The organism is Nitrospiraceae bacterium (genome assembly GCA_019637075.1).
Lineage (GTDB): Bacteria > Nitrospirota > Nitrospiria > Nitrospirales > Nitrospiraceae > JAHBWI01.
The window spans coordinates 472,864-495,377 of sequence record JAHBWI010000003.1 but is presented as its reverse complement, the minus strand read 5'-3'; the positions used below and the strand labels follow the sequence as shown (position 1 = coordinate 495,377).

The 22,514-nt window shown below is 58.0% G+C and carries 18 protein-coding genes; 10 read left to right on the top strand and 8 right to left on the bottom strand.

Annotated features, from left to right (window positions below; all coding sequences use genetic code 11):
- Nucleotides 1-70: 70 nt before the first annotated feature.
- Both mutM and KF814_10415 read right to left on the bottom strand, forming a co-directional pair.
- The gene (gene mutM / locus KF814_10420) at nucleotides 71-919 is read right to left on the bottom strand and encodes a bifunctional DNA-formamidopyrimidine glycosylase/DNA-(apurinic or apyrimidinic site) lyase (protein ID MBX3236559.1); all 849 of its coding nucleotides are present in this window, start codon (nucleotides 917-919) and stop codon (nucleotides 71-73) included.
- A 124-nt stretch (nucleotides 920-1,043) separates the two neighbouring features.
- Complete coding sequence (locus KF814_10415) at nucleotides 1,044-1,469, bottom strand: dual specificity protein phosphatase family protein (GenBank protein ID MBX3236558.1); 426 nt, start codon at nucleotides 1,467-1,469, stop codon at nucleotides 1,044-1,046.
- 132 nt (nucleotides 1,470-1,601) lie between these two features.
- Between KF814_10415 and KF814_10410 the strand changes: the two genes are divergently transcribed.
- The gene (locus KF814_10410) at nucleotides 1,602-1,961 is read left to right on the top strand and encodes a hypothetical protein (protein MBX3236557.1); all 360 of its coding nucleotides are present in this window, start codon (nucleotides 1,602-1,604) and stop codon (nucleotides 1,959-1,961) included.
- Between the two features lie 318 nt (nucleotides 1,962-2,279).
- Here KF814_10410 and KF814_10405 read toward each other — a convergent pair whose 3' ends face one another.
- Nucleotides 2,280-3,413, bottom strand: a complete 1,134-nt coding sequence (locus tag KF814_10405; protein MBX3236556.1) for a hypothetical protein — start codon at nucleotides 3,411-3,413, stop codon at nucleotides 2,280-2,282.
- A gap of 143 nt (nucleotides 3,414-3,556) precedes the next feature.
- Between KF814_10405 and KF814_10400 the strand changes: the two genes are divergently transcribed.
- Entirely contained in the window at nucleotides 3,557-3,805 is a 249-nt protein-coding gene (locus KF814_10400) for a hypothetical protein (protein ID MBX3236555.1), read from the top strand.
- A 149-nt stretch (nucleotides 3,806-3,954) separates the two neighbouring features.
- Here the strand turns inward: KF814_10400 and KF814_10395 are convergent, their stop codons facing one another.
- Genes KF814_10395 through KF814_10375 form a run of 5 tightly spaced genes read right to left on the bottom strand, consistent with a single transcriptional unit; the run spans nucleotide 3,955 to nucleotide 8,100 of the window.
- A complete protein-coding gene (locus tag KF814_10395) occupies nucleotides 3,955-5,286 on the bottom strand; it encodes a ferredoxin oxidoreductase (protein ID MBX3236554.1) in 1,332 nt (443 codons plus the stop codon).
- A gap of 39 nt (nucleotides 5,287-5,325) precedes the next feature.
- On the bottom strand, nucleotides 5,326-6,090 hold the full coding sequence (locus tag KF814_10390) for a 2-oxoglutarate:ferredoxin oxidoreductase (protein ID MBX3236553.1): 765 nt from the start codon (nucleotides 6,088-6,090) through the stop codon (nucleotides 5,326-5,328).
- A gap of 21 nt (nucleotides 6,091-6,111) precedes the next feature.
- Nucleotides 6,112-6,435: a pyruvate ferredoxin oxidoreductase gene (locus tag KF814_10385; GenBank protein MBX3236552.1), complete on the bottom strand. Its 324-nt coding sequence runs from the start codon at nucleotides 6,433-6,435 to the stop codon at nucleotides 6,112-6,114.
- 22 nt (nucleotides 6,436-6,457) lie between these two features.
- On the bottom strand, nucleotides 6,458-7,174 hold the full coding sequence (locus KF814_10380) for a 2-oxoacid:acceptor oxidoreductase family protein (GenBank protein MBX3236551.1): 717 nt from the start codon (nucleotides 7,172-7,174) through the stop codon (nucleotides 6,458-6,460).
- Between the two features lie 23 nt (nucleotides 7,175-7,197).
- Nucleotides 7,198-8,100, bottom strand: coding sequence for a ferredoxin oxidoreductase (locus tag KF814_10375; GenBank protein MBX3236550.1), 903 nt, complete (start codon nucleotides 8,098-8,100; stop codon nucleotides 7,198-7,200).
- 460 nt (nucleotides 8,101-8,560) lie between these two features.
- On the opposite strand from KF814_10375, the gene KF814_10370 reads away from it, so the two are divergent.
- The 8 genes from KF814_10370 (at nucleotide 8,561) to KF814_10335 (ending at nucleotide 22,496) form a co-directional block, all read left to right on the top strand.
- Entirely contained in the window at nucleotides 8,561-8,809 is a 249-nt protein-coding gene (locus tag KF814_10370; GenBank protein ID MBX3236549.1) for a methylenetetrahydrofolate reductase C-terminal domain-containing protein, read from the top strand.
- A 92-nt stretch (nucleotides 8,810-8,901) separates the two neighbouring features.
- Nucleotides 8,902-9,312: a preQ(1) synthase gene (queF, locus tag KF814_10365; protein ID MBX3236548.1), complete on the top strand. Its 411-nt coding sequence runs from the start codon at nucleotides 8,902-8,904 to the stop codon at nucleotides 9,310-9,312.
- A 243-nt stretch (nucleotides 9,313-9,555) separates the two neighbouring features.
- Nucleotides 9,556-12,621 (top strand): PAS domain S-box protein, encoded by a 3,066-nt coding sequence (locus KF814_10360; GenBank protein ID MBX3236547.1) that lies wholly within the window; start codon nucleotides 9,556-9,558, stop codon nucleotides 12,619-12,621.
- 188 nt (nucleotides 12,622-12,809) lie between these two features.
- Nucleotides 12,810-13,526: a hypothetical protein gene (locus KF814_10355; protein MBX3236546.1), complete on the top strand. Its 717-nt coding sequence runs from the start codon at nucleotides 12,810-12,812 to the stop codon at nucleotides 13,524-13,526.
- Nucleotides 13,504-16,365 carry a response regulator gene (locus KF814_10350; protein ID MBX3236545.1) on the top strand — a complete coding sequence of 954 codons (2,862 nt, stop codon included), beginning with the start codon at nucleotides 13,504-13,506 and terminating at the stop codon, nucleotides 16,363-16,365. The genes KF814_10355 and KF814_10350 overlap by 23 nt, the downstream gene beginning before the upstream one ends.
- A 144-nt stretch (nucleotides 16,366-16,509) precedes the next feature.
- Nucleotides 16,510-18,615: a TonB-dependent receptor gene (locus tag KF814_10345; protein ID MBX3236544.1), complete on the top strand. Its 2,106-nt coding sequence runs from the start codon at nucleotides 16,510-16,512 to the stop codon at nucleotides 18,613-18,615.
- A 27-nt stretch (nucleotides 18,616-18,642) separates the two neighbouring features.
- Entirely contained in the window at nucleotides 18,643-19,584 is a 942-nt protein-coding gene (locus KF814_10340) for an ABC transporter substrate-binding protein (GenBank protein MBX3236543.1), read from the top strand.
- A 14-nt stretch (nucleotides 19,585-19,598) separates the two neighbouring features.
- Entirely contained in the window at nucleotides 19,599-22,496 is a 2,898-nt protein-coding gene (locus tag KF814_10335) for a response regulator (GenBank protein ID MBX3236542.1), read from the top strand.
- Nucleotides 22,497-22,514: the final 18 nt, after the last annotated feature.

The following is a 22,514-nucleotide window of genomic DNA, read 5'->3' as shown; positions in this document are numbered from 1 at the left end:
GATCAAAACACGAAATAATTCAGTCGGTTAGATCGCTATTGACAAGCGGAGCTGAATGAAGATGGGGAGTTTATTTTTTCGTCGTTTGTTGGCGGATCCGTTGGCAACTGGGGCAGTAAAACGAGGTGCGTTCCCCGACTGAGCGACGGATGAGCGCCCCACATCTGTTCGGGCAGGGCAAGCCCGCCTTTGCATACACCAGGTGCCGCCGTTTGTACTGACCTTCCGTCCCGTCCGGCGCGAAATAGTCCCGTACGCTCGAACCGCCCAGCGCAATGGCTTCATGCAAAATCAATTGCATAGCCTCGTAGAGGAGCGGAAGCCGCCCGGCCTGCATCTCATTGGCAATTTGATTGGGGTGTAGTTTGGCGCGGAAGAGGATTTCGTTGGCGTAGATGTTCCCAATCCCTGCAATGGCCTGCTGCCGCATGAGAAGCGACTTGAGGCGGCTTCTATTCCCCTGCAAGAGATTCTTAAACTCCTCGAAGGTCATGCCCAGAGGATCGTAACCAAAACGACGCCCCGTATATTGATCGAGACCATTCTGGTCAAGAAGCGAAAGACGCCCGAACCGCCTAGGATTCCAGTAACGTACCTCCTGTTCGGCACAGCCATCGAAAAGGATCCTGAAATGCGTATGCTGTGGATGTTTGAACGGCGCGGATGGCAACAAGAGCAAACCGGTCATGCCCAGTTCGGCGACCAGATACCGCCGCTCGGCACCTCGACGGCAGGCCAAGACAACACTCTTGCCCCAACGCTCAACCCCCTCGACCCGACTGGACCGATACCATGGCAAGGTGGGTAAGCCTTCCCGAACGATATCGTCGCGACCGACCCAATAGTCACGAATCATCCCCCCAACCAGTCGCTCGCGCAATTGGCGCGCGGCAACTTCCGCTTCCGGCAACTCCGGCATAACCCACCCTCACATCAACTGAACTCGGAAACCGTAGGATTACGCCATGCACGCGGCATCAAATGCAAGCGACGGGGCCTTACTCCGTTGACGGAATCGCGGAGGGATTGCTGGAGAAAACTGGTTAGGCGTGGGAGATGGGAGGTTTGCGGTTCGCACGAAGGCGAACGGCTGCTTCGATCGTGTCCTGAAGCCGCGGGAGCGGCAGTCCCCCAGGACGTCGGGCCAGAACCAGTTTGGCAGCCTCGGCATAGGGCATGTCCTCGACACAACACAGGTAGGCAATGACCACGGAGACCGATCGCCCCATCCCCGCCCGGCAACAGACCATCACTCGGTTCTCTGAAATTTGCGCTTCAACCCACTCAACGGCCTGTAACAGCGCGTTCGGAGTTGCCTCACCGAACTCCTTGAGCGGTACTTTCGCGAATACTATCCATGAGGGCGCTGTCACGTGTTGCTCTTCGGCGACCATCAGTACTGCGCCAACCTGGGGAGGGGGGTTGGCGGCATCTTCGGCGTTGCCGACCAGCAGCTGTTTCGTAACCATGTGCATTCTACGGTCAGTATAGAGACGGCAGCGGGGGCGTCAAGTCATTCCTGCATCACTCGCCCTGGCACTGCGGGTTGCACTCGTTTTCTCCTCGTCAGTATACTGCCCAGAACAAGAGGGAGGCTTCCGATGGGTCGGATACCGCTGGAAATCGTCGAACAACGCTTGCCGAGCGTGCGTTGCGCCATTTGCAAAACCAATAACTTCGGTATCGATCGCCGGACGGTACAAGCGGATGGGGAATGCCGCGGGGTCTGCCTCAAATGTCGGTATAACTTTCCTGTCTATACCGATATGGACTTCTACCTTAAAACTCAGCCGGACGTGCCCTACCGACTTAAGGAAATGTCCTGCACAAAGTGTGAACATCGCGGTGTCAACCTTGATTTCCGAGCCACCATGTCCGTCCGCGAAGCCTATTACTTTGTAACCTGCACGGCTTGCCAGCATCAATTCGCCGAACGGTCATCCCTGGAAGCCTTCGAATAGCCCACGAAGCTCCTTGAATGGTGTATACTGTGTTTTATGACTACCACACCACAGACAAACGACCCCAAGCAACCGTCAAACACTCCGAAACCCCGGAAAGAGCTCCCATTGATATCCGTGCCCAACGATGCAGATGTGATGGCGGCTGAAATGGCTGAACTCTTCGACGAGGATCGGGTTTCGCATCAGCACGGAAGTTCTGAACCCGAAGCCGACTAGCCCGCTCCTCCCAATGGTTTGGCTCGAGTGGGGGCGCTGCCCCACACTCAACCGAACCGTCATTGTAAAGTCCGACTGTTTTTTCCTGCACAGCCTACCTCATGCCGGGCGAACGATTTCAACCGCGGCAGACGATGGAATCCGTCCTACAGTGCTGGGGCGACCTTTACGGTCTTTTCGGACAATCTCGCTGACCCGCACGATGGCGCCTCGATGCCACGCATCGAATGCAGCATTTGTCGCCGACCGCTCCCGATCCAGGCGCCCTACCTCTGGACGTCCTGTCTCGTCGCACCACCAGACCCGCTTCTCGCCCTTCATCACGCGCAATTCGCTCACGACCCGGTGGAGGTCCGGACTTCTCGGGACCAAAGTCCTTCCGTCCTTTCTCAAAATCAGATAGGAGAATTTGAGGGCATCTTTGATGAACCCTACGGTCCGGTCGACCTGCTCGATCCATTCCGGCCGCACCCATCCTCGCTCTTCGTGACACCAATCGTCCGGCTTAACCAGCGCAGGACAGGGATTGGTATGCAGACATGGACTAAACACCGTCACCGAAGAACGTTGCAGAAGCCGATCTCGAAGATTGTGCAAATCTCGCGAAGTCCCCCTTAGAGCCGGCTCAATGATGATGATCGTCCCATCCGGCGCAAGGTATTCCAAACACCGTTCAATCAAAAGCACTCGTTGGTCGATACGATGGTCGTCGCCGCGATGGAGTTCCGATAGGAGGTTCTGAACCAGAATCAGGTCATAGGCCGCTCCGCCCGCTGCCTGTTCGATAAGCGAATACGCGTTTTTCTCCAAATTGCCTTCCAACGCCCTCAAACGTTGACTCTGACGAGGAACCCGTTTGCTCTGATAACTGCGCCACACTCGCTCATAGACTGTGAGTGCCTCGCGGGAATGGTCGATGACGGTGTGCTCAAGCGCTCCCGGGCCAGCATCATTAAAGCGGTCCAACCAATCCAATACCGCCAAGGCTCCAGTTCCCGGCCCTCCCCCCACGTCCAGCACCCGTGTCAGCTTTTGAGAAAGATCGCTGATCGACTGTGTAATCTCATTCAGAAGGATCTGAACTTTGACCAGATTGACGGGCACGAAATACGCCAAGTAGGCGGATCGGAGGGCAACGTCGTTCAGATAGGGATGGGTAACCACCCCCTCGCCTCGATTGAACTGGGCGGAGAGTTTTCTGACGCCATCCACAACCGAGTGGGGAGCCGGCATGCAGGGGCTTTCCAGCCTCAGGCCTGACACCTCGGACAATGCAGCCAAAATCCTGGCTGACAGGTCGAGCGCAGGGAGGTTGCCGTTCGGTTGACCCATAAAAAGTGGCTGAGGTATCTTAGATCGAAAGAGAGGACCGTACTATGAACGACGCAATCCTACAAGCCTATCGAGAAATCGAAATGGCGATGGAACGATATACGCTTCTGCTTGATGAGCACGTCAAATCCTTGGAGACCGCCGACCCTCGGGACCATGGCAAGGTGCTGCGGATGAGCCAAGGGGCCAAGGCAATGAGAGACAGCGCCTTGATCTACCTCTCCTATGCCAAATTCGTTGCCTATGGAATGCCGGAAAGCCCAGACCTGATTGAGGAAGATTTACAGGGCTGAGAAGGCGATTGTATTTCGTGAAGGCCGTTCGGTGAGCCTTCTGCGAGCAGGGACACGACTTACGAACATCGCAGTCACAAGCGCAGCATAAATAAAAAGAGCCCGATCCTATTCAGGATCGGGCTCTTCTTTTTGACCCACTAGCCCGCTTAGATGCTCCGCATGAAATGCCCCATGGCCTCATGATCGGCCGTAGAAGCACCCATGACCTGAGAGATCGCGACGTTCGTGGATTTCTTCCCGGTCAAACCGGACTCGACTTCGTCCACAATCAATTCCACCGGCATTGACTGACCGCCGTACACGCGCGGCCCCCCGATGATCTTCGCATTGGAGAAGCCATAGATGGCGGTCGCCACTTCTTTGGCCAACCAACCGACGTAATTAAATTCCGGAACGACGATGAGCTTGGCCTTACCGCAGAGCTGACGCAACTCTTGTGTCGGGAATGGGCGCAACGAGCGGATCTTGATCAGCCCGACCTTGATCCCTTTTTCCGAGCACAGCCGAACTGCCTCGCGGGACTGGGCTGCCGCACTGCCGGAGGCGACAATGATGGCCTCGGCACCGTCCACATTTTCAGCCGACAGCAAACCGCCCATATACTTATTGATGTATTTCCGGGACCGCTCGACCGCCGCCCATACTTCCTGTTGCCACACCGCGTGGATGTTGTAGGCCATGAAGTTGGACTTCTGAACCGGGGCGTCCCGTGACAAACGGGCCGGTGGATTCTCCGCGTCGAGCACGGGAACCGCGCCACGCCAGGGCTCACGAGGCGGCAACTTGATGCCCCGTTCCTGCATTCTCACGTACCCACGGGCGTGGGTCACGAAGAACCCGTCGCAGCAGACACCGACCGGCAGGGTCACATCATTCTTTTCGCTGATCGTAAAACCTGCCAAGGTGAAGTCAAACATATCCTGCTGATTTTCGGCGTGGAACACGATCATGCCGCAATTCAGCAAGTAAGAAACTTCGATATTGTCCGGCTGAATGGCCAGCGGGGCATTGACCACGCGGCAGGTGAACATCGCCACGACCGGCAGCCGGTGACCAGGCCAGGATGCAATACCTTCTAACCCACGGAGGGTGCCGGGACCTGCGGTCGCCGTATAGCATCGGACGCCCGATCTGGAGCCGCCCGCGATCGCCGCCATCACACCAACCTCTTCCTCACCGCGGTAGTATTCCTTCACATAGCCTTCACCGTACAGCACACCCACCAGCTGCATGGTCTCGCTCTGCGGGGTGATCGGATACGCGATGGCGAGGTCGACGTTGGACCGCCGAATCGCCTCCTTGGCGGCCTCACTGCCCGTGATGAACTCCTTCGTACGCGGAGCCTCCAAAAACATGTATTCCGGCGTCACGACCCTTTGCTTCTTGGCTTCCGCATGCGGGTCCTTCTTGAGCTCGGCCTTAGGAGCCACACTCGTGGTCGGATCACCCTGCGGATTCGTCTTTTGCGCTTCACTCATGGTTACACCTCTTGGCTATATCGCCCCGTTCCTCTCGTCCTATCCTTCCCGCTTCATTTGCTCAGCTGTGTGGCCGAACGAGCTCGCGCTGCCGACACCGGCCGCGGAAGGCATGAAGGTGAGGGGATTGGTGTGAGTCTTGCCGCCATGGACTTTTGACTGCGTACCCGTGAATCGGACGTTCTCGCCGCCTTCCGGCAACTTGATGCCCATTTCTTCACGAACCCGCTTGAACACCTGTGCAACTTTCTTAAGCTTCAACGTGTCCGAATCGCGGATCGTCAGCATCGCATCTTCGTGTCCCTGCTCCGCGCAAATGGCCATCGTACAGCAGTTCGTTCCCGCACGGATCATCTTCAGTGTGAGGTTCGCATAGTGACAATGAACCCCGATGAATATGCAGGCTTCGATTTTGTTGCCCCAGATGGTCAGGTTGGGGTGGTTGGGATTGATCACTTCTTCCGGATCGATTTTCGGATACTTCGGCCGATAGTCCGGCATCGGAATGATCATCACATCGGGAATCTGCGCCGCAATTTCGAGTACGGCCTTCGCTTTTTCGACGGCGTGCTCGTTCCATGCCCAAAGGACCAGCGGTCCCGGGAAAATTGTCGCGTTGGGGCTCGTCAACATCTTACGAGCCATCTCTTCGATGACCTTGTCCTCTTGCGGTTCAAGCAGACCATAGAAGAGGCCTTGCCCAGGATCGGGTAAGGCGACACCCAACTGCGCAGCTGACGGCGGATGGAATCCCGCCGGTCCCGGTACGATGATGCGTTCTCTTGTGTCTTGCGTAGTTCCCACCCCGTTTCCCCTTTCGTCCGCTTAACCGACCATCGGGCTCGCGAGTACGGCCGTCGTGCTCTTTTCCACGTAAGTGATGTTCTCCGTCAAGGCCGCCTTCGGCAACTGATCGATCATGATCATCTTGATGGCGTTGTTCTTTGCCATGTTGTCACAGACCCACACACATTGCGCGCAACCTTTGCAGCGATCCACCGCCACGTACGCGGATCCATATTTGAATCCTCGGTCCTTGCCCAGCTCATCACTATACAAAATGGTGTTGGCTTCCGGGCAATATTGCGTGCAGAGCTTGCAGCTCTTTGCGGCACAGATTTCAATATTGATATCAGCTACGAGATACATGCGAACTCCTTCCGTGCGATGCTCAGGCGGTTGCCGCGGTCACAGCCTCATCGACCCGCTTGATGTCCTTGGCCGCCCAACCGTTATCAACCGCGTAGTTCCACGCCGCCCGCATGACCGCTACGTTCTTTTCAATCAGCTCTTGTTTCTTTTTGAACTTACGCTCGACGACACTGTCCAAAGCGGCCGTACCACCGGACACCACGAATCCTTTACCGAGGAAGCGGTCTTTTACGGCCTGTTCGAGCGCGATCATGTTGGTCAAACCGGTGATCGCCCCGATCGCGCCCATCAAGGCCATATTGGTGGCTAAGTCCATCCCCGACACTTCCAAGGAAATCTTGGTGGCCGGAATGTAGTACAACTTGGCACGACGCTCTTCCAACTCGCGAGCTTGGTCCTTGTGGAGCTTCATCGGCCCATCGTTGTTGATCAACGCGATACCATCTTCCTTCAATCCGAAGTAGAAGGGCATCGTGTAAGACTTGCCGTGCGTGATGACCTGCGGATGGAAGATGATGATGATGTGCGGAAACGTAATCTCGCCGATTTCATAGATCGGCTCGTCGGAAACACGCACATAGCTCTCCACCGGAGCCATGCGCTTTTCCGAACCATAGAACGGAACGATCGTGCTTTCTCCGCCGGCATTGATGACCGCCGTGCTGAGAATGTGCGAGCCGGTCACGACGCCCTGTCCACCGACCCCTGCCATTCGGATGTTGAAACGCTTCGCCATATCGTCGCCTCCCTTTTGTCGGCTTAGGCCTTACCAGGAATCGAGCCGGCAGGAGCAGCAGCCTTCTGCTGGAATTCCTTATATCCGTACCGATCGGTCAGGTACTGCTTGGCCTCGTCACTGATGAATTCGGTGAACTGGTAGCGATCGTTTTCCACCGACTTGGCATCTTCCATGACCTTGTCGGTCGGGATCGCGTATTCGATGTTGCAGGAGGTGTAGGCCTGAATGTAGGTAGAACCGACTTCACGCGCGATGAGCACAGCCTTCTTGATCACGCTTTCCACGCGGCGCGGATTGTTGGGCACCACCGTCGCCACGTAGGCGCAACCGGCCACCTTGGCCATCTGCACCATATCCATCTTTTCGAATTTCTTACCGAGCGGCGCCATCTTCAAAACTGCGCCACGGTTTGTCATGCCGCTCTCCTGACCACCGGTGTTGCCGTACACTTCATTGTCCAACATGATGGTGGTGAAACGTTCCTTGCGGAACCAGGAGTGGAGCACCTGCTGGAAGCCGATATCAGCCGTGCCGCCGTCGCCCGCCATCACGACCACGTCTTTCGGTTTGTCACCAAAACGGAGCCGCAGACCGCGGGAGAGCCCGCTGGCCACGCCGTTCTGGTCACCATAGTTGCCGTAGACGAAGGGGATGGCAGCCTGGGAAATCGCCAGACGCCCGCAGCCGGCGGTACCGACGGTGATCGTATCTTCCGGATTTGGGAAGGAAATCATGGCCAGCCGGATGAAGAGGGTCATCGCGCATCCGGCGCACATGGGATGTTCTTCGAGGACTTCCTTGAAGGATCCCATCTGAGAGACGGAAACCTTCTTACCAAACGGGCCATGCTCAACCATGTCCCGATATTCCTTCGGCATGAACTTTTCGAAGCCGCTCGAAAACTTCACATAATCTAAGCTCATGTGGATTCCCTCCCTTATGTCTCTATGGAAGCTGCCGCCATTCCCACCAGGGAATGGAGCGAGCACCAATTCGAGATGATGTCGACGTGGACCGACTTGAGTGCTGGCAAAAGCCGACGCAGACAAGAACCGCCAAAACTGATTCTGCTTAGCGCCGGCGAGTGTAACAAAGCCCCAAAATTTCTGTCAATCACAAGCAGCAGCAGAAGTCACTGTCATTTCAGGACAATCTCAAGTCTATAGAGTCCATAAGAGCATTGCAACTTTACAGAAGGCCCACCCCTCACGAAAGAAGGCCTAGCGGCTCCTGGCCCGCTAGGCCCTTGGCCCTAAATTCCAAGTCGAAGCAGACTGGAGTTCGCAATGAGAAAACACCGGCTAGAACCTCTGCTCGGTTGCACTTCGCGTAGGAAGCAGGTAAAGGTTGTTGGTTCCTCGATTTCGGTTTACAGTACGACGCATGCCACTACGAGTTCTAATACCCGGAGAAGAACAGGGCGACGCCCATGTCGGTGGAGTCCATAAACGACCTCCGATTCCCGACGGCTCGCTCAAAGCCGAATGCCCCAAGTTCATGAGCCATGGTCCCTGTGGCGGCGTGCGAAAGGGCGGGTTTTGCGAAGTGTACCCGGATATGACCTGCCCCTGGGTCACGCTGTACCGCAAACTGGAAGAGTTGGGACAGTTGGAATGGATGAAACAGGTCTGATCTGGCCGAGCGTCGCCTGAATTGGAATTGTAGCCGCATCAAAACTAGACGCAGGCCCCTTAGGACTAGAGTCTCGCCGCAGAGAGGCACGTGTGCAAAACAAGACAAGAAAAAGGAAATCAACGAAGCTCGGGTACGATGAACGCCATGCGAAAAGCGGCCTCACCACGCCGCTTCCCGAGATCGAGACGTTTCCCAATCAATTTAAAGGATACGAGATCACGATCGTGATTCCCGAGTATACGGCGATCTGCCCTAAGACCAACCTGCCTGATTTCGGGACGATCACCCTTCGGTACACCCCGAATGAACACTGTCTCGAACTCAAGGCCCTCAAGATGTATATCCACGCCTATCGCAATCTTGGCATTTTCTATGAAAATGCCGTCAACCGGATCCTACGGGACGTCGTAGCCGCAGCCCGCCCAATCAAAGCCCGCGTCACCGGCGAATTCACCGCCCGTGGAGGGCTTTCGAGTATTATCGACGCGACATACCCATAACCTCCCTCGCACCAAGGGGTATTCCCCCACCCCGCGCCTACTTTTCGTAGTCCAATCGGTACATTGCTCGCCGTCTGGTCTCAGATCACCTAATGAGATAGGCGCAGGCCACACCAGGCGCCTCAAGCAAACCATTCGATTATCTTAGGTTTTCATGGCCTTACCAGTTAAGGCCTGCCGTCTCCAAGCCGATAAGGCCAGAGCGTTCGCACTAGGTCGAACATTGGAATGGAAATGAGGGGTATGGCCCCCGCCTCCCGAAACAGATCTCAACCAACCGGCCTTGAGCAACGGCTTGCGATGCTCATTGGTGGGGCCACTCTGGCGACCGGCCTATTCGCCTTTGCCGTTTACGACACAATTTCGACGGTGCAAGTTCACGGGCCACTGTATGCAGAGATCGTTCAAAGCAAGGATCTCGTCGTCGACGCCTTGCCGCCCCCGCTTTACATCGTCGACTCTTACCTGGTGACGCTTGAGCTCTTAAGCGTCGAGCCCTCCCAACGACAGACGCTCATCGATCGATTTCAATCGCTGAAGAACGAGTTCGAAGCAAAATCAGAGTCCTGGCAACGCCGCCTCCCGCCGGGTCCCTTGCAGACCCAGTTCCTCACTTCGCAACGATCCGCGACCGAATTTTACCGTCGGTGGGAACAGGCCTTTCTGCCCGCGACGATGCGCGGAGATGTCCGGACCATGACAGACCTCGCCTATGGCCCTTTGATGCAGCAGTTCCAACTCCATCGGCGGGAAGTACTCTCTTTGGTCCGGCTTGCCGATGACCACCGGGCCCAAATCGAAAATGAGGCCAGCGAGGCACTCACCCGCAGACTGTATCTCCTCAGCGTCCTGGGGATCAGCCACTTGGCGATCCTGATCCTCGTCGGTTGGTTGATCAGCCGAACCGTGAGCGACCCGCTCATTCGCCGTCTGAGAACAAGCGAGGCACAAACTCGTTCCATCCTCGACAGCGCACTGGACGCCGTGGTGGTCATGGACGAGGCGGGTCGCATCGTCGACTGGAATCCCCAAGCCGAACACATCTTCGGTCGGCCCAAAGACTCCGTGCTTGGACAACCGCTCTCCGAAACTATTATTCCACCTGAATATCGGGATGCCCATAACCAAGGTCTTGCGCGTTATCTTGCCACCGGCGAGGGCCCCACGTTGGGCAAGCGCATCGAAATCTCGGCCATCCGATCAGACGGCACGAAATTTCCGGTCGAATTGACGATTGTTCCGCTCATATCGCCGCTGGGCGCCACTTTCAGCGGGTTCATTCGAGACCTTTCGGAACGCAAACTCAGCGAGGAAACCCTCCGCATCGTGGTCGAGTCGGCCCCCAGTGGGATGATCCTCGTTGATCAGTCAGGTCTCATGCGCATGGTCAACGCGGAAACGGAAAAAATCTTCGGCTATCCCCGGGAGGAGTTGCTCGGACGCTCCGTCGAAATGTTGATTCCAGAAACCGCGCGCACCCAGCATGCACAGGACCGTAATGCCTTTATGGCCCAACCCCGCTCCCGAACGATGGGCACCGGCCGGGATCTCCGCGGGCGACGCAAGGACGGGACTGAATTTCCCGCCGAAATCGGGCTCCGCTCAGTCACGACTGGGCAGGGCGCGGTCATCGTCGCCGCGATCATGGACATCACGCAACGAAAAGATGCGGAGATCGAACTCCGCCACGCCAAGGAAACGGCAGAGGCAGCCACGGCGGCAAAAAGCCAATTCCTTGCCAATATGAGCCATGAAATTCGCACTCCGATGAATGGCGTGCTCGGGCTTACCGAACTGCTCCTGACCACTCCACTGAATGATCGCCAGCGGCACCTGGCCGAAAGCGTCCACCGCTCGGGAACGGCGCTGCTCCAGATTATCAACGATATCCTTGATTTCTCGAAAATCGAAGCCGGCAAACTCCAACTGGAGCGCATTGAATTCGGCCTCAGGCAAACAATCGAGGAAGCGGTGGAACTCTTCGTAGAACCAGCCAACCGCAAGCAGCTGGAGCTTTCATGCGACATCCCGCCGGAGCTGCCGGACTCGGTCATGGGTGATCCGGTGCGCCTCCGGCAAATCCTGCTGAATCTCATCGGCAATGCCGTCAAGTTCACCGAACAGGGTGAGGTCGCAGTGCGGGTCCTACCCATCAATCAAGCCCCCCATGCCATGGACCTACGATTCGAGGTGAGGGACACGGGAATCGGGATGACAGTCGAGGCAAGAGACCGGCTATTCCAGGCCTTCTCTCAGGCGGATGGGAGTACGACGCGGCGCTTTGGCGGCACGGGCCTTGGGCTGGCGATCGTCAAGCAATTGGCACAGTTGATGGGCGGAGACGTCGGCGTCGAGAGTAGCCCCGGCCAAGGGGCGGCGTTCTGGTTTACGATTCGACTGGATCTGGCAGCCCAGCAGCGGGAGCCGGCATGCACCACTGACCTTTACGGCTGCCGGGTATTGGTCGTCGATGACAACCATACCAACCGCGATATTTTGGACTCGCACCTCACGGCGTGGGGAGCACAGGTCTGGACGGCCGATTCCGCCGCCCAAGCGCTCAGCCTCCTACAGGAAGCCGCCGACCGGCATGAACCGATCGAATTGGCCGTGGTGGACATCCAAATGCCCGACACAGATGGATTGACCTTGGCCACTGCTATCAAAGCGGACCCCAGTCTGCAACAGGTACAGCTGGTAGCTTTGAGTTCCATCGATCTTCCGAGTGAAGAACGATCGACCGCGGATTCGGATTTTGCCGCGTGGCTTAGGAAGCCGGCGCGGCAATCTCAATTGCGCGACTGCCTTCGACGCGTCTGGCGCCGAGCAGGAAAGGTCGCAGTGACTCAGGCGGCCACACCAACAGCGCGGACCACGCCCCGGGGCCACATCCTCGTGGCAGAGGACAATCCCGTCAATCGGGAAGTGTCCCAAAGCATGCTTGAACTACTGGGCTACCGCGTTTCACTAGTCGAGAACGGCCATGACGCCGTAGCTATAGCCCTTCACGCCCCGGTCGATCTCATTCTCATGGATTGCCAGATGCCGAAGATGGATGGCTTTGCGGCTACAGAAGCCATCCGTCTGCAGGAACAGGGCCCTCATCGGTCCGTATCGGTTCCCATCATTGCACTGACGGCCAATGCCATGGACGGCGACCGCCAACGGTGCCTGGCGGCGGGAATGGACGATTACCTCTCCAAGCCATTTTCCCTCGAACAACTGGCGACGATCGTTGAAAAGCACCTTCCGGGAAGTCCGCATGCAGCACAGTCCAGAAGGCAACCAGGCACCGACAAAGCGGCCTAATCCAATCTTAGGTCGTTGAAACGCCTATGCTCGCGACACCCCTAGCCAAAACCGCGCCTTCACCCGTTTGAGGTATACAGCCCATCAAGACCACTATCCCCGTATTCCCCGCTTCCAGCCGCCCCCTCGCCTCAGGATCAAGTCCTGCCTTCATTCAACCGATACAGGTACCGGAGGAGTGCCTGCCGATGAAACATTTTACATTCGCAATCCTGTGCCTATTGTTCAATCTTGAAGCCTCTGCCGAGGCCGCCTCAGGCGCCGACCTCATCGGACGGGTCACGCTGACTGGGGTACCGCCCTCCGCCGCCATGGCGAGCGTCTCGAGGGATACGGAGTTCTGCGGGTCGCAGGTTCCCATCGAATCGCTGGTCGTTGATCCAGCAGGTAAAGGGATCCGCGGGGCGGTAGCCGAGGTTGAGGGAATTGCGGGTGTGCCGGTCGTGAATCCCGACCCGACTCCGATTGCGCTCAGCAACCGTACCTGCGCCTTTACTCCGCGGATTCAAGCCTCGGACATGAATCACGCCCTGGAAATCAGGAATGAAGATGGCGTCATGCACAACACACACATCACGCATGAGAGCCGAACGTTTGTGAACGTCGCGCTGATGCCTGGCACAAAACCCATCGTCAAGCGACTGAAAGCACCGGGCATTTATCAAGTTCGCTGTGACGCCCACCGGTTCATGGAAGGGTATATCCTCGTATTCGGCCACTCCTACTTCAGCGTCACCGATGATGCCGGGACGTTCCGGATCTCCGGACTCCCGCCAGGTGAGCGGACGGTCACGGTATGGCACGAGACCTTGGGCCGGCTATCGAAGACGGTCACGATTCCCCCGCGAGGAGAGGTCTCGGTGCTCTTCGAGTTCCAATACCATGAAAACAGCCCATCACATTGATGCCTCCTGGGCCGACCGCGTTCGCAGCACGTGGAAAGGCAACCTGCGGCTGCGCGTCAGCATCACGCTTTCCGTGTTGCTGATTACTATCATGTCCGTCTTTGCCGTCGCCCGCCTGTTACAGCTGCAGAAGACCATTCAGGATTCGACGCGGGACCGCGCGTTGTCGATCAGCCGCACCTTCGCCGTGATGGGAGGAGCGGCCATCCTAGACAACCTCTTCCGCATCCAAGAAGCATTGGGTCGATATCGCGACGACGCCGACGTCCTCAACGTCGACATCATCGATCCCGATCATATGATCGTGGCGGCGATGCACCCGGACAGAATCGGACGGGAGCTGGCGCCGGATATCATTGCCGCCAACGAACGAGTCAACGTGGAGCATGTCGATTTGCGCGAATCGGACACAGGCGGAGCTGCGCTGATCGTTTGGGAACCTCTTTGGGACAACGACACCGTCGTTGCCTGGGCGAGAACTGAATTCTCTCTGGCCTCCATGCAACGCCAGCTGACGGAGACCGCCCAACAGTTGATTCTGCTGTCGATCTTCCTGATCGGTGCCAGCATCCTCTCCCTTCAACTCGGGATTGGGCGCATCACGGCCTATCTGCGAAATACGGGGGCGGAGTTGCAGAACACGCTCTCGGAACTGTCCGAAACCGCCAATCAATCAGCCTCAGACCTCGGATCCCCGGAAGCGGTCGCCGCCAACACCGGGGCTCACGGCGGCGGGGAATTAGAACGGATGTTGGCGCTCGTGAATACGACCACCGCCCTCTTGCGTACGCAAACTCACGCCGTGCGGTCCTTTACCGCGTCGCTTGAAGAAGCGGTGGCAGCTCGAACGGCTGACCTCATCAAGGCCAAAGACGCGGCGGAAGCCGCCAGCGTGGCGAAATCCCAATTCCTCGCGAACATGAGCCATGAAATCCGCACGCCCATGAACGGCGTCCTGGGTATGACTGAGTTGCTCCTCTCGACCGACTTAACGGCCAAGCAGCGCGCGCTGACCGAAAGCGCCCATCGCTCCGGCTCCGCGTTGCTCCAAATCATCAACGACATTCTCGATTTCTCAAAGATCGAGGCCGGGAAACTCGAACTAGAATCGATCACCTTCGGCCTGCGGCAAACAGTCGAAGAAGCCGTCGATCTGTTCGCCCAAACCGCTGCGCGCAAGCACATCGAACTCACCTGTTTTTTGCCGCCCGATCTTCCTGACGGAGTGGTGGGAGACCCGGTGCGGCTTCGGCAGGTTCTGCTCAACCTGATCGGCAATGCGATCAAGTTCACGAAGGAAGGCGAGGTGGCGATCACGCTCGAACGCCTGGCAGATCGCGACGGCGCGTTACGACTGAAGTGCCTGATTCGTGACACCGGCCTCGGCGTCCCTCCTGAGGCCCAGAAGCGCCTGTTCAAAGCCTTCTCTCAAGCCGACGGCTCAACGACACGGCGCTTCGGGGGAACCGGCCTCGGACTCGCCATTGTCAAACAGTTGGTGCAGCTCATGGGCGGAGAGGTCGGGCTGGAGAGCACCCCGGGAATCGGTTCCACATTCTGGTTCACGGTGACGCTCGGCATCAGCCCGGATCCTGCGCCGCAATCCGGTTTCCCGGAACGCAGCCTAGCCGGCCGCCGCATTCTGATCGTCGACGACAATCCAACGAATCTCCATATCCTGCAGTCTCATCTTGAGAACTGGGGAGCGACGGTCGTGGCCGAAACGGGCGGAACCGAAGTCCTGGCACGGCTGAACACGGAACCCACTCCGGAGGCCTTCAATTTGGCGATTCTTGATCTTCAAATGCCTGAAATGGACGGGGTCGGCTTGGCCCGCTTGATCAAGAGCCGGCCCGGTTGCGAAGGGCTCATTCTGGTCGCACTCAGCTCGATGGATCGCGTGCCTCAGGGCGCCCGTGACAACCTCTTCCGGAGTTGGTTGCAGAAACCTGTCCATCAGACCGCGTTGAAGGATTGTCTGGACCGGATCTTCGCTGCGCTGCCCGACAGGACCACACCTGCCCCGCGCCCCTCAAGAAGCTCATTTTTCTCCGCGCATCTCTTGCTGGCCGAGGACAACCCGGTCAACCGGGAAGTGGCCTCGGGCATGCTCGAATTGCTCGGCTGCACCGTCCACATGGTCGAAAACGGCCGGGAAGCGGTGGAGGCCGCCGCAACCCAATCTTTTGATTTGATCCTGATGGATTGCCAGATGCCGGGCATGGATGGCTTTACCGCCACGCAACAGATTCGCCGGATGGAGGAAAAGGGGCAGCTCTCAATACACACCCCCATCGTGGCCCTCACAGCCAATGCCATGGAAGGTGATCGAGACCTGTGCTTGAAAGCCGGGATGGACGACTACCTGGCCAAGCCGTTTTCCCTTGAACAACTCGCGGAAGCCTTGAGCCACTGGACGCAGCCCCATGCGGTTCCACCGGAAACTCCATCGCCCCCGACGGATCAACCGCACGATTCCGTTCCATTCGATCTCCAAGCCTGGAACCAGATCCGTGACCTCCAGAAACAAGGAGGGCCCGACCTCCTGATCAAGGTGCTGACCCAGTACCTCAAGGACTCGAGGGAACTCGTCGATCAAATTCGCGAGGCCGCCACGACGGGAAACTCCCGAATCCTGTTCGAAGCAGCACACCGCCTCAAATCCAGCAGCGCACAGCTTGGGGCGCTGGCCTTAGCCGCGCGCTGTGGGGAATTGGAAGTCCTCGGACGCGAAGGCCGCGCTGAATCGTGCAGTCCTCTGGTCGAACAATTGAGCAGCGCACACCGCGAAGCCTGCGACACCATCGAAGCGAAGCTGCGTAGCCACACGACTCCCTAATCCCGCACGCAAGACCCGCTCTCCGTTCGCTTGCGCACGCACGCAACCACATACCCGCTCCTCGCGACCCGTCCTGCAGTTCCATCAAGTTGCGTAGATTTTCGACCGATACGAGCGAGATAGGACTAATCCATGGAGCCGGACATGACTGGTCTTTCCTACACCTGCAAACCGATAGTGTTCATCGCCGCTGGGGTCCTCTCGGCCGCCACGATGTTGACGTCTTTCATATCGACATCCCATGCGGCAGAAACCTCCGAGATCCCGGCTTCGTTCCCAGAGAACTCCGCGCTGGATTTGCCCGACATTTCGACGACGGCCTCCGCCCCGGCCAACAACCAGATTGGGAAGGAAGTCACGCTCTTCGAGGAAATTCCTTCGGTCTACGGCGCAGCGAAGTATGACCAGAAAGTGAACGAGGCGCCGGCGGCCGTCTTTATCATCACCGCAGACCAAATCAAGAAATACGGCTACCGAAGCCTTGCCCAAATACTCGACAGCGTCCCGGGACTATTTACCAGCAACGACCGGAATTACGGCTACCTCGGGTTTCGGGGATTCAACCGGCCGGGAGACTACACCTCCCGGGTGTTGCTGTTGGTCGACAACCATCGACTCAACGACGCCGTCTACGACGAGGGCGGGGCCGGCACGGAAATGCCGATCGACGTCGATTTGATCGACAGAGTCGAAATCATCAAAGGCCCGGGATCTTCGTTGTATGGCACTAATGCGTTTTTCGGGGTCGTCAACGTGATCACCAAGCGGGGACGCGACATCAAAGGCACGGAGGTCTCCGGTGAAGCCGGCAGCTTCAACACCTATCGAAGCCGTCTGACTTACGGAAACAAGTTCTCGAACGGAGTCGAGATGCTCCTCTCAGGCTCCTTCTCAGACAGCGAAGGACACCGGGAGATCTCATACCCGGCATTCGCGTCCACCAACAACGGCATCGCCAAAGATGCGGATCGGGACAACCTGTACTACTACACCGGCAAGCTCTCCTATGGAGACTTCACCCTCTTGGGCGGCCACCAATGGCGCAAAAAAAACGTGCCCACTGCCTCGTTCGGCACCGTATTCAACGACAACCGACAACACACGCTCGACGAACGGACCTATCTTGACCTCGTCTACCAGCATGAGCTTGCCAACCAATTCAACGTGAAGGCGCGAGTCTATTACGATCGCTACTATTATCGCGCACACCTTCCGTACGACTATGCCGGGACCGGCACACCCCCCTTCACCATTAACAAGGACTCGACGGAAGCCGACTGGTGGGGCACGGAACTGATGATTACCAAGCGGCTGTTCGACAGTCACAAAGTAACGATCGGCGCGGAGTATCGGGACCAATTTCGCCTCAATCAAAGCAACGCGGACATTGCGCCTCCCTCAACCTACCTCGACGACAAACGCCAATCGAGTTTCATCGCAACCTATTTGCAGGACGAATGGGCCATCACCGACCATCTCGTCCTGAACGCCGGCGTTCGGCATGACCAGTACAGCACCTTTGGAGGCACCACAAATCCCCGAGCGGCGCTCATTTCAACCTGGGACAAGACCACGGTTAAATTGTTGTACGGGCAGGCGTTCCGCGCGCCCAATCCCTACGAGCAATTCTATGTGACTGGGACCACCTTCAAGGCCAATCCAGACATCAAACCTGAACGAATCAAGACCTACGAGCTCGTGGTTGAGCAATACCTGGGGAATCACCTCCGTGCCCTCGGCAGCTTGTACCAGTACAACATCTCAGGCTTGATCAGCCAAACCACCGACCCGACCGACGGGAAACTGTTTTACAACAACGTGGACAATATCCTGGCTCGTGGCGTGGAACTCGCTCTGGAAGGGAAATGGCCGTCGGGCGCGGAAGGACGCGTGAGCTATGCCCTGCAGCGCACGGAAAACGAGGACGGAGGCCGACAACTGACGAACTCCCCACAACATCTTGCGAAAGCCAACCTGATCCTTCCGGTCGTCGCCGACAAACTGTTCGCGGGATTCGAGGGGCGCTTCACGAGTTCGCGCCTCACACTCGCCGGAAACAGTGCCAGCCCTTTTTACATTCTGAACGTCTCATTGTTCAGCCAACGGATCGTCAAAGGATGGGAACTCTCTGGCCACATCAACAACCTCATGAACCAGAAGTATGGATATCCTGGTTCTGGGGAACATGTGCAGGATGTCATCGACCAGGACGGCCGAACATTCTGGGTCAAGCTGAAATACCGTTTTTAAAGGCCCCTCCGACTGATGCGTCGACTCATGCGCCTCCTTCAGACAATTGCGATCGGTCTGGCACTCAGCGCCCTCGGGCTGCTGATGCACTGCGATGTCGTAGCTGCCAAGTCCGACCGCATCATGGTGCTCAGCGGCCAGGACATCCAGCCCTATCAGGAGGTGCTCGCCGGGATTCAGCAATCGCTGACCAAACAAGGCATCGGCGCCAGCCTTGAAGTCCATTTCCTTCAAGGCAACACCGCCAAAACACAGGAGGCGTTGAACGATCTGAAGAACTCGGGGGCTCGCCTGGTCGTGACATTGGGCAGCGCGGCCACCCAGGCTGCCGTGCGCGAAGTCGGTCATCTTCCCATTCTCGCCACCATGATCGTGAGCGCGGATGACATCAAATCCTCCCCGAACGCCACCGCCGTGCTGCTGGACTTCCCCTTGGAGACTCAACTGCAGTGGCTTCGCCGCATCGTTCCCGGTGCCGGGACCGTCGGGGTGCTCTTCAATCCCAAGGAAAACCAAACCAAAATCAATAACGCCCTGCAGGTCGCGAAAAATTCCGGGGTCATCCTGGTCGCACAAGCCGTCGACACCCCGCGCGCCTTGCCCGATGCCCTTGAAAACTTGTCACGTCACGTCGATGCCCTGTGGGGGATTTCGGACTCGATCGTGATGACCCCGCACACGGCCGAGCCGATTCTCCTGAGCACGTTTCGGAACAAGATTCCTTTGGCAGGGCTATCAACATCGTGGGTCAAGGCCGGCGCTCTCTACGCCCTCGATCGCGACTACCTCGACATCGGCAGCCAATGCGGAGAGATCGCGGGGAAGATATTAGGGGGAACCGACGCGGGCAGCCTCGTCCCTCTTCATCCGCGAAAAGTTATGTATGTCGTGAACTTAAAAACGGCTGGCGCCATGAACCTGGAGTTATCCCAAGAGATCGTGCGCGGCGCCGCGCACGTATTCCAATAGACAAAGGTTTGGCTATGCGGACAAGTCTTAGCCTACGAAATAAGCTCAACTTCCTGAGCATCAGCCTCGTGGTCGTGACCGCGATCGGCATCGCTGCGTTCGTCGTGCACAGAGAAATCACCGCCCGCTACCAGGATTTGACGAACACCGGACTCAGCACCGCGACCATGATCGCGCACAACAGCGAATATGCCGTGTATACGGAAAACCAGGATGCCCTCCGCCGGGTGATCGATGGGCTACACGCCTTGCCGGACATCGCCTATGTCGCCGTGCTCGGCAAGGAACGGCAGGTGCTCTTGAAAGAAACCTGGGACCTCCAGATCACGATCCCGACGACCCGCGGAGACCATCTGCCGGCGGCCGGTGACATGCTGTTCGAGGAAGTGGTCCTTAAGCCCGGCCATCCAGCCTACATTGATATCCTGGTGCCGGTGGTGAGCCGGCCGGTGTCGTCGGCTGACCCGTTGTTCCTCGACTCCAACGCAGGATCGACATCTGCGACCGTCATTGGTTATCTGCAACTCGGCCTGAGCCAAGACCGGTTGCGAAAAAATTTGCAGCAATTCGTCCTGGTCACCGGCCTCGTCGTCGGAGTGGTCCTCCTGATGGGGCTCACCGTCACGTTGATCCTCACGCGAAATATCACCAAACCGGTTTTGGCCTTGGTTGAGGCGGCAGACCGGATCGCCGAAGGACGCTTCGACGTCGATGTCGAGGCTCGCACCAACGACGAGGTCCAGCGGCTGGCCGATGCATTCAATCGGATGACGCTCCAACTGCGCACCTCCCAAAAACAGATTCAGGACTATCAGCAAAGTCTGGAAGCCAAGGTCGCCGAGCGAACCCAGCAACTGGAACATGCCTCCCGAGAGGCTCGCCGATTGGCCGATGCTGCGCAGGCCGCCAGTCTCGCCAAATCGCAATTCTTGGCCAACATGAGCCATGAAATCCGGACGCCGATGAACGGCGTCCTGGGCATGACTGAGCTTCTGCTCACGACCACGCTCGATCCCCGGCAACAACACCTGACACAAACCATCCAACAATCCGGCGAAGCGCTCCTTGGAATCATCAACGACGTGCTCGACTTTTCCAAAATCGAAGCGGGCAAACTTCAACTCGAACGAGTGGATTTCGATCTCCGGGACACGGTTGAAAGCGCCGTCGAGCTCTTCGCCGGGCCGGCCCAGCGGAAAAACCTGGAATTGACCTGTCATCTGCACGGTGCAATCCCCGGAGTGCTCCGCGGCGATCCGACTCGACTCCGGCAAACATTGTTGAATCTCGTGAGTAATGCGCTGAAATTCACCACGGCCGGGGAAATCAACGTGCGCGTCGACTGGCTGGCCGAGACGGAGACGACCGTGACCCTTCGATTCGCGGTGAAGGACTCCGGCGTCGGCATTCCAGTGGAGGCGCACCAGCGTATTTTCGAAGCCTTCTCTCAAGCCGACGGAACGACCACCCGCCGCTTCGGCGGGACAGGACTCGGGCTCACAATCGTCAAGGAACTCGTGGCCCTTATGCAGGGCCAGATAGGGGTGGAAAGCCAGGTCGGGCAAGGATCGACCTTCTGGTTTACGGCCGTCTTCGAGCGCCCCTCCCCTATCGCAGCGGGTGAGGCTCTCGAGGAGGTCCTGCTGAACAAACGAATCCTGGTCGTCGATGACACCGCCGCCAATCGTGAAATCCTGGATGAGCATCTCCGCGCGTGGGGCGCGCTCCCCCTATTGGCCGCTTCCGCCCAGGAAGCGCTGGCGCAACTTCAATCCGCCGTCGCGGCACAACAACCGTTCGAGCTGGCCGTTCTAGACCTGCACATGCCGGACATGGATGGACTCCAACTGGCGCAGGCTATCCGACGCGATCCGCACTTAGCCGACCTCCGCCTCTTGATGCTCACCTCGGTCACGTACGATGCGAGGGCCTCCGACGGCCCCTCCGTCGATGCATGGGTCACCAAACCGGTCCGAAAGAGCCTCCTCCGGCAGGCCCTGCTGGGCCTGCTTCAGGCGCGACCAGCGATCCCCCTTCGACAGCCGGTTCAGCCGACCGCCGCTCGCACCGGCAGCCAATCAGAAGTTCGCCAGATTCTCCTAGTCGAAGACACCCCCGTGAATCGGGAAGTCGCAATGGGCATGTTGGAGGTGCTGGGATACCGTATTCAGGCCGTCGAAAATGGTCGCCTCGCAGTAGAAGCATTTGCGCGGGAACACTTCGATCTGGTCCTCATGGATTGCCAGATGCCCGAGATGGACGGCTTTACCGCCACCAGCGCCATCCGGCAACAAGAACAGGCCGCCGAGGCTACGCACCATGTACCCATCATCGCGCTCACGGCCAATGCCATGGAAGGCGATCGGAACCGCTGCCTCGCCGCCGGCATGGACGACTACCTGGCGAAACCGTTCACCATGGCACAACTCAGCACGGTACTGACGCAATGGCTGGCATCGACACCTGCCGCTCATGAGGAAGCCATCGCCGCGCCTCCCTCTCCGCCCGAGCCGGTCGGTTCGCCCCGTGAACAAACGCCATCTCCTGCCCTTGCTGACATCGACAAAACCGCTTGGGATGCGATCCGCTCGCTTCAACGCCCCGGACGCCCGGATATTCTGGCACGGGTACTCACAACCTATCTCGAGGATTCCCGACTCCTGGTGGAAGAGATTCGCGCCGCGGTGCGGATACAAGACCCGAGCGCCCTGACCAAGGCGGCGCATCGGTTGAAGTCCAGCAGCGCCCAACTCGGCGCCTTGGCCACGGCTGCCCACTGCAAGGAACTCGAAGGCCTGGGTCGCCTTGCGCGCCTCGATGATGCCGCACGCCTGCTGATCCAGCTCACGGATGCCCATCAGGCAGCCTGCGCCGCTATCACCACCGAACTGCGACAGCGGGCCGCTCCCTAAGCCGCCCTGACTTGCGAA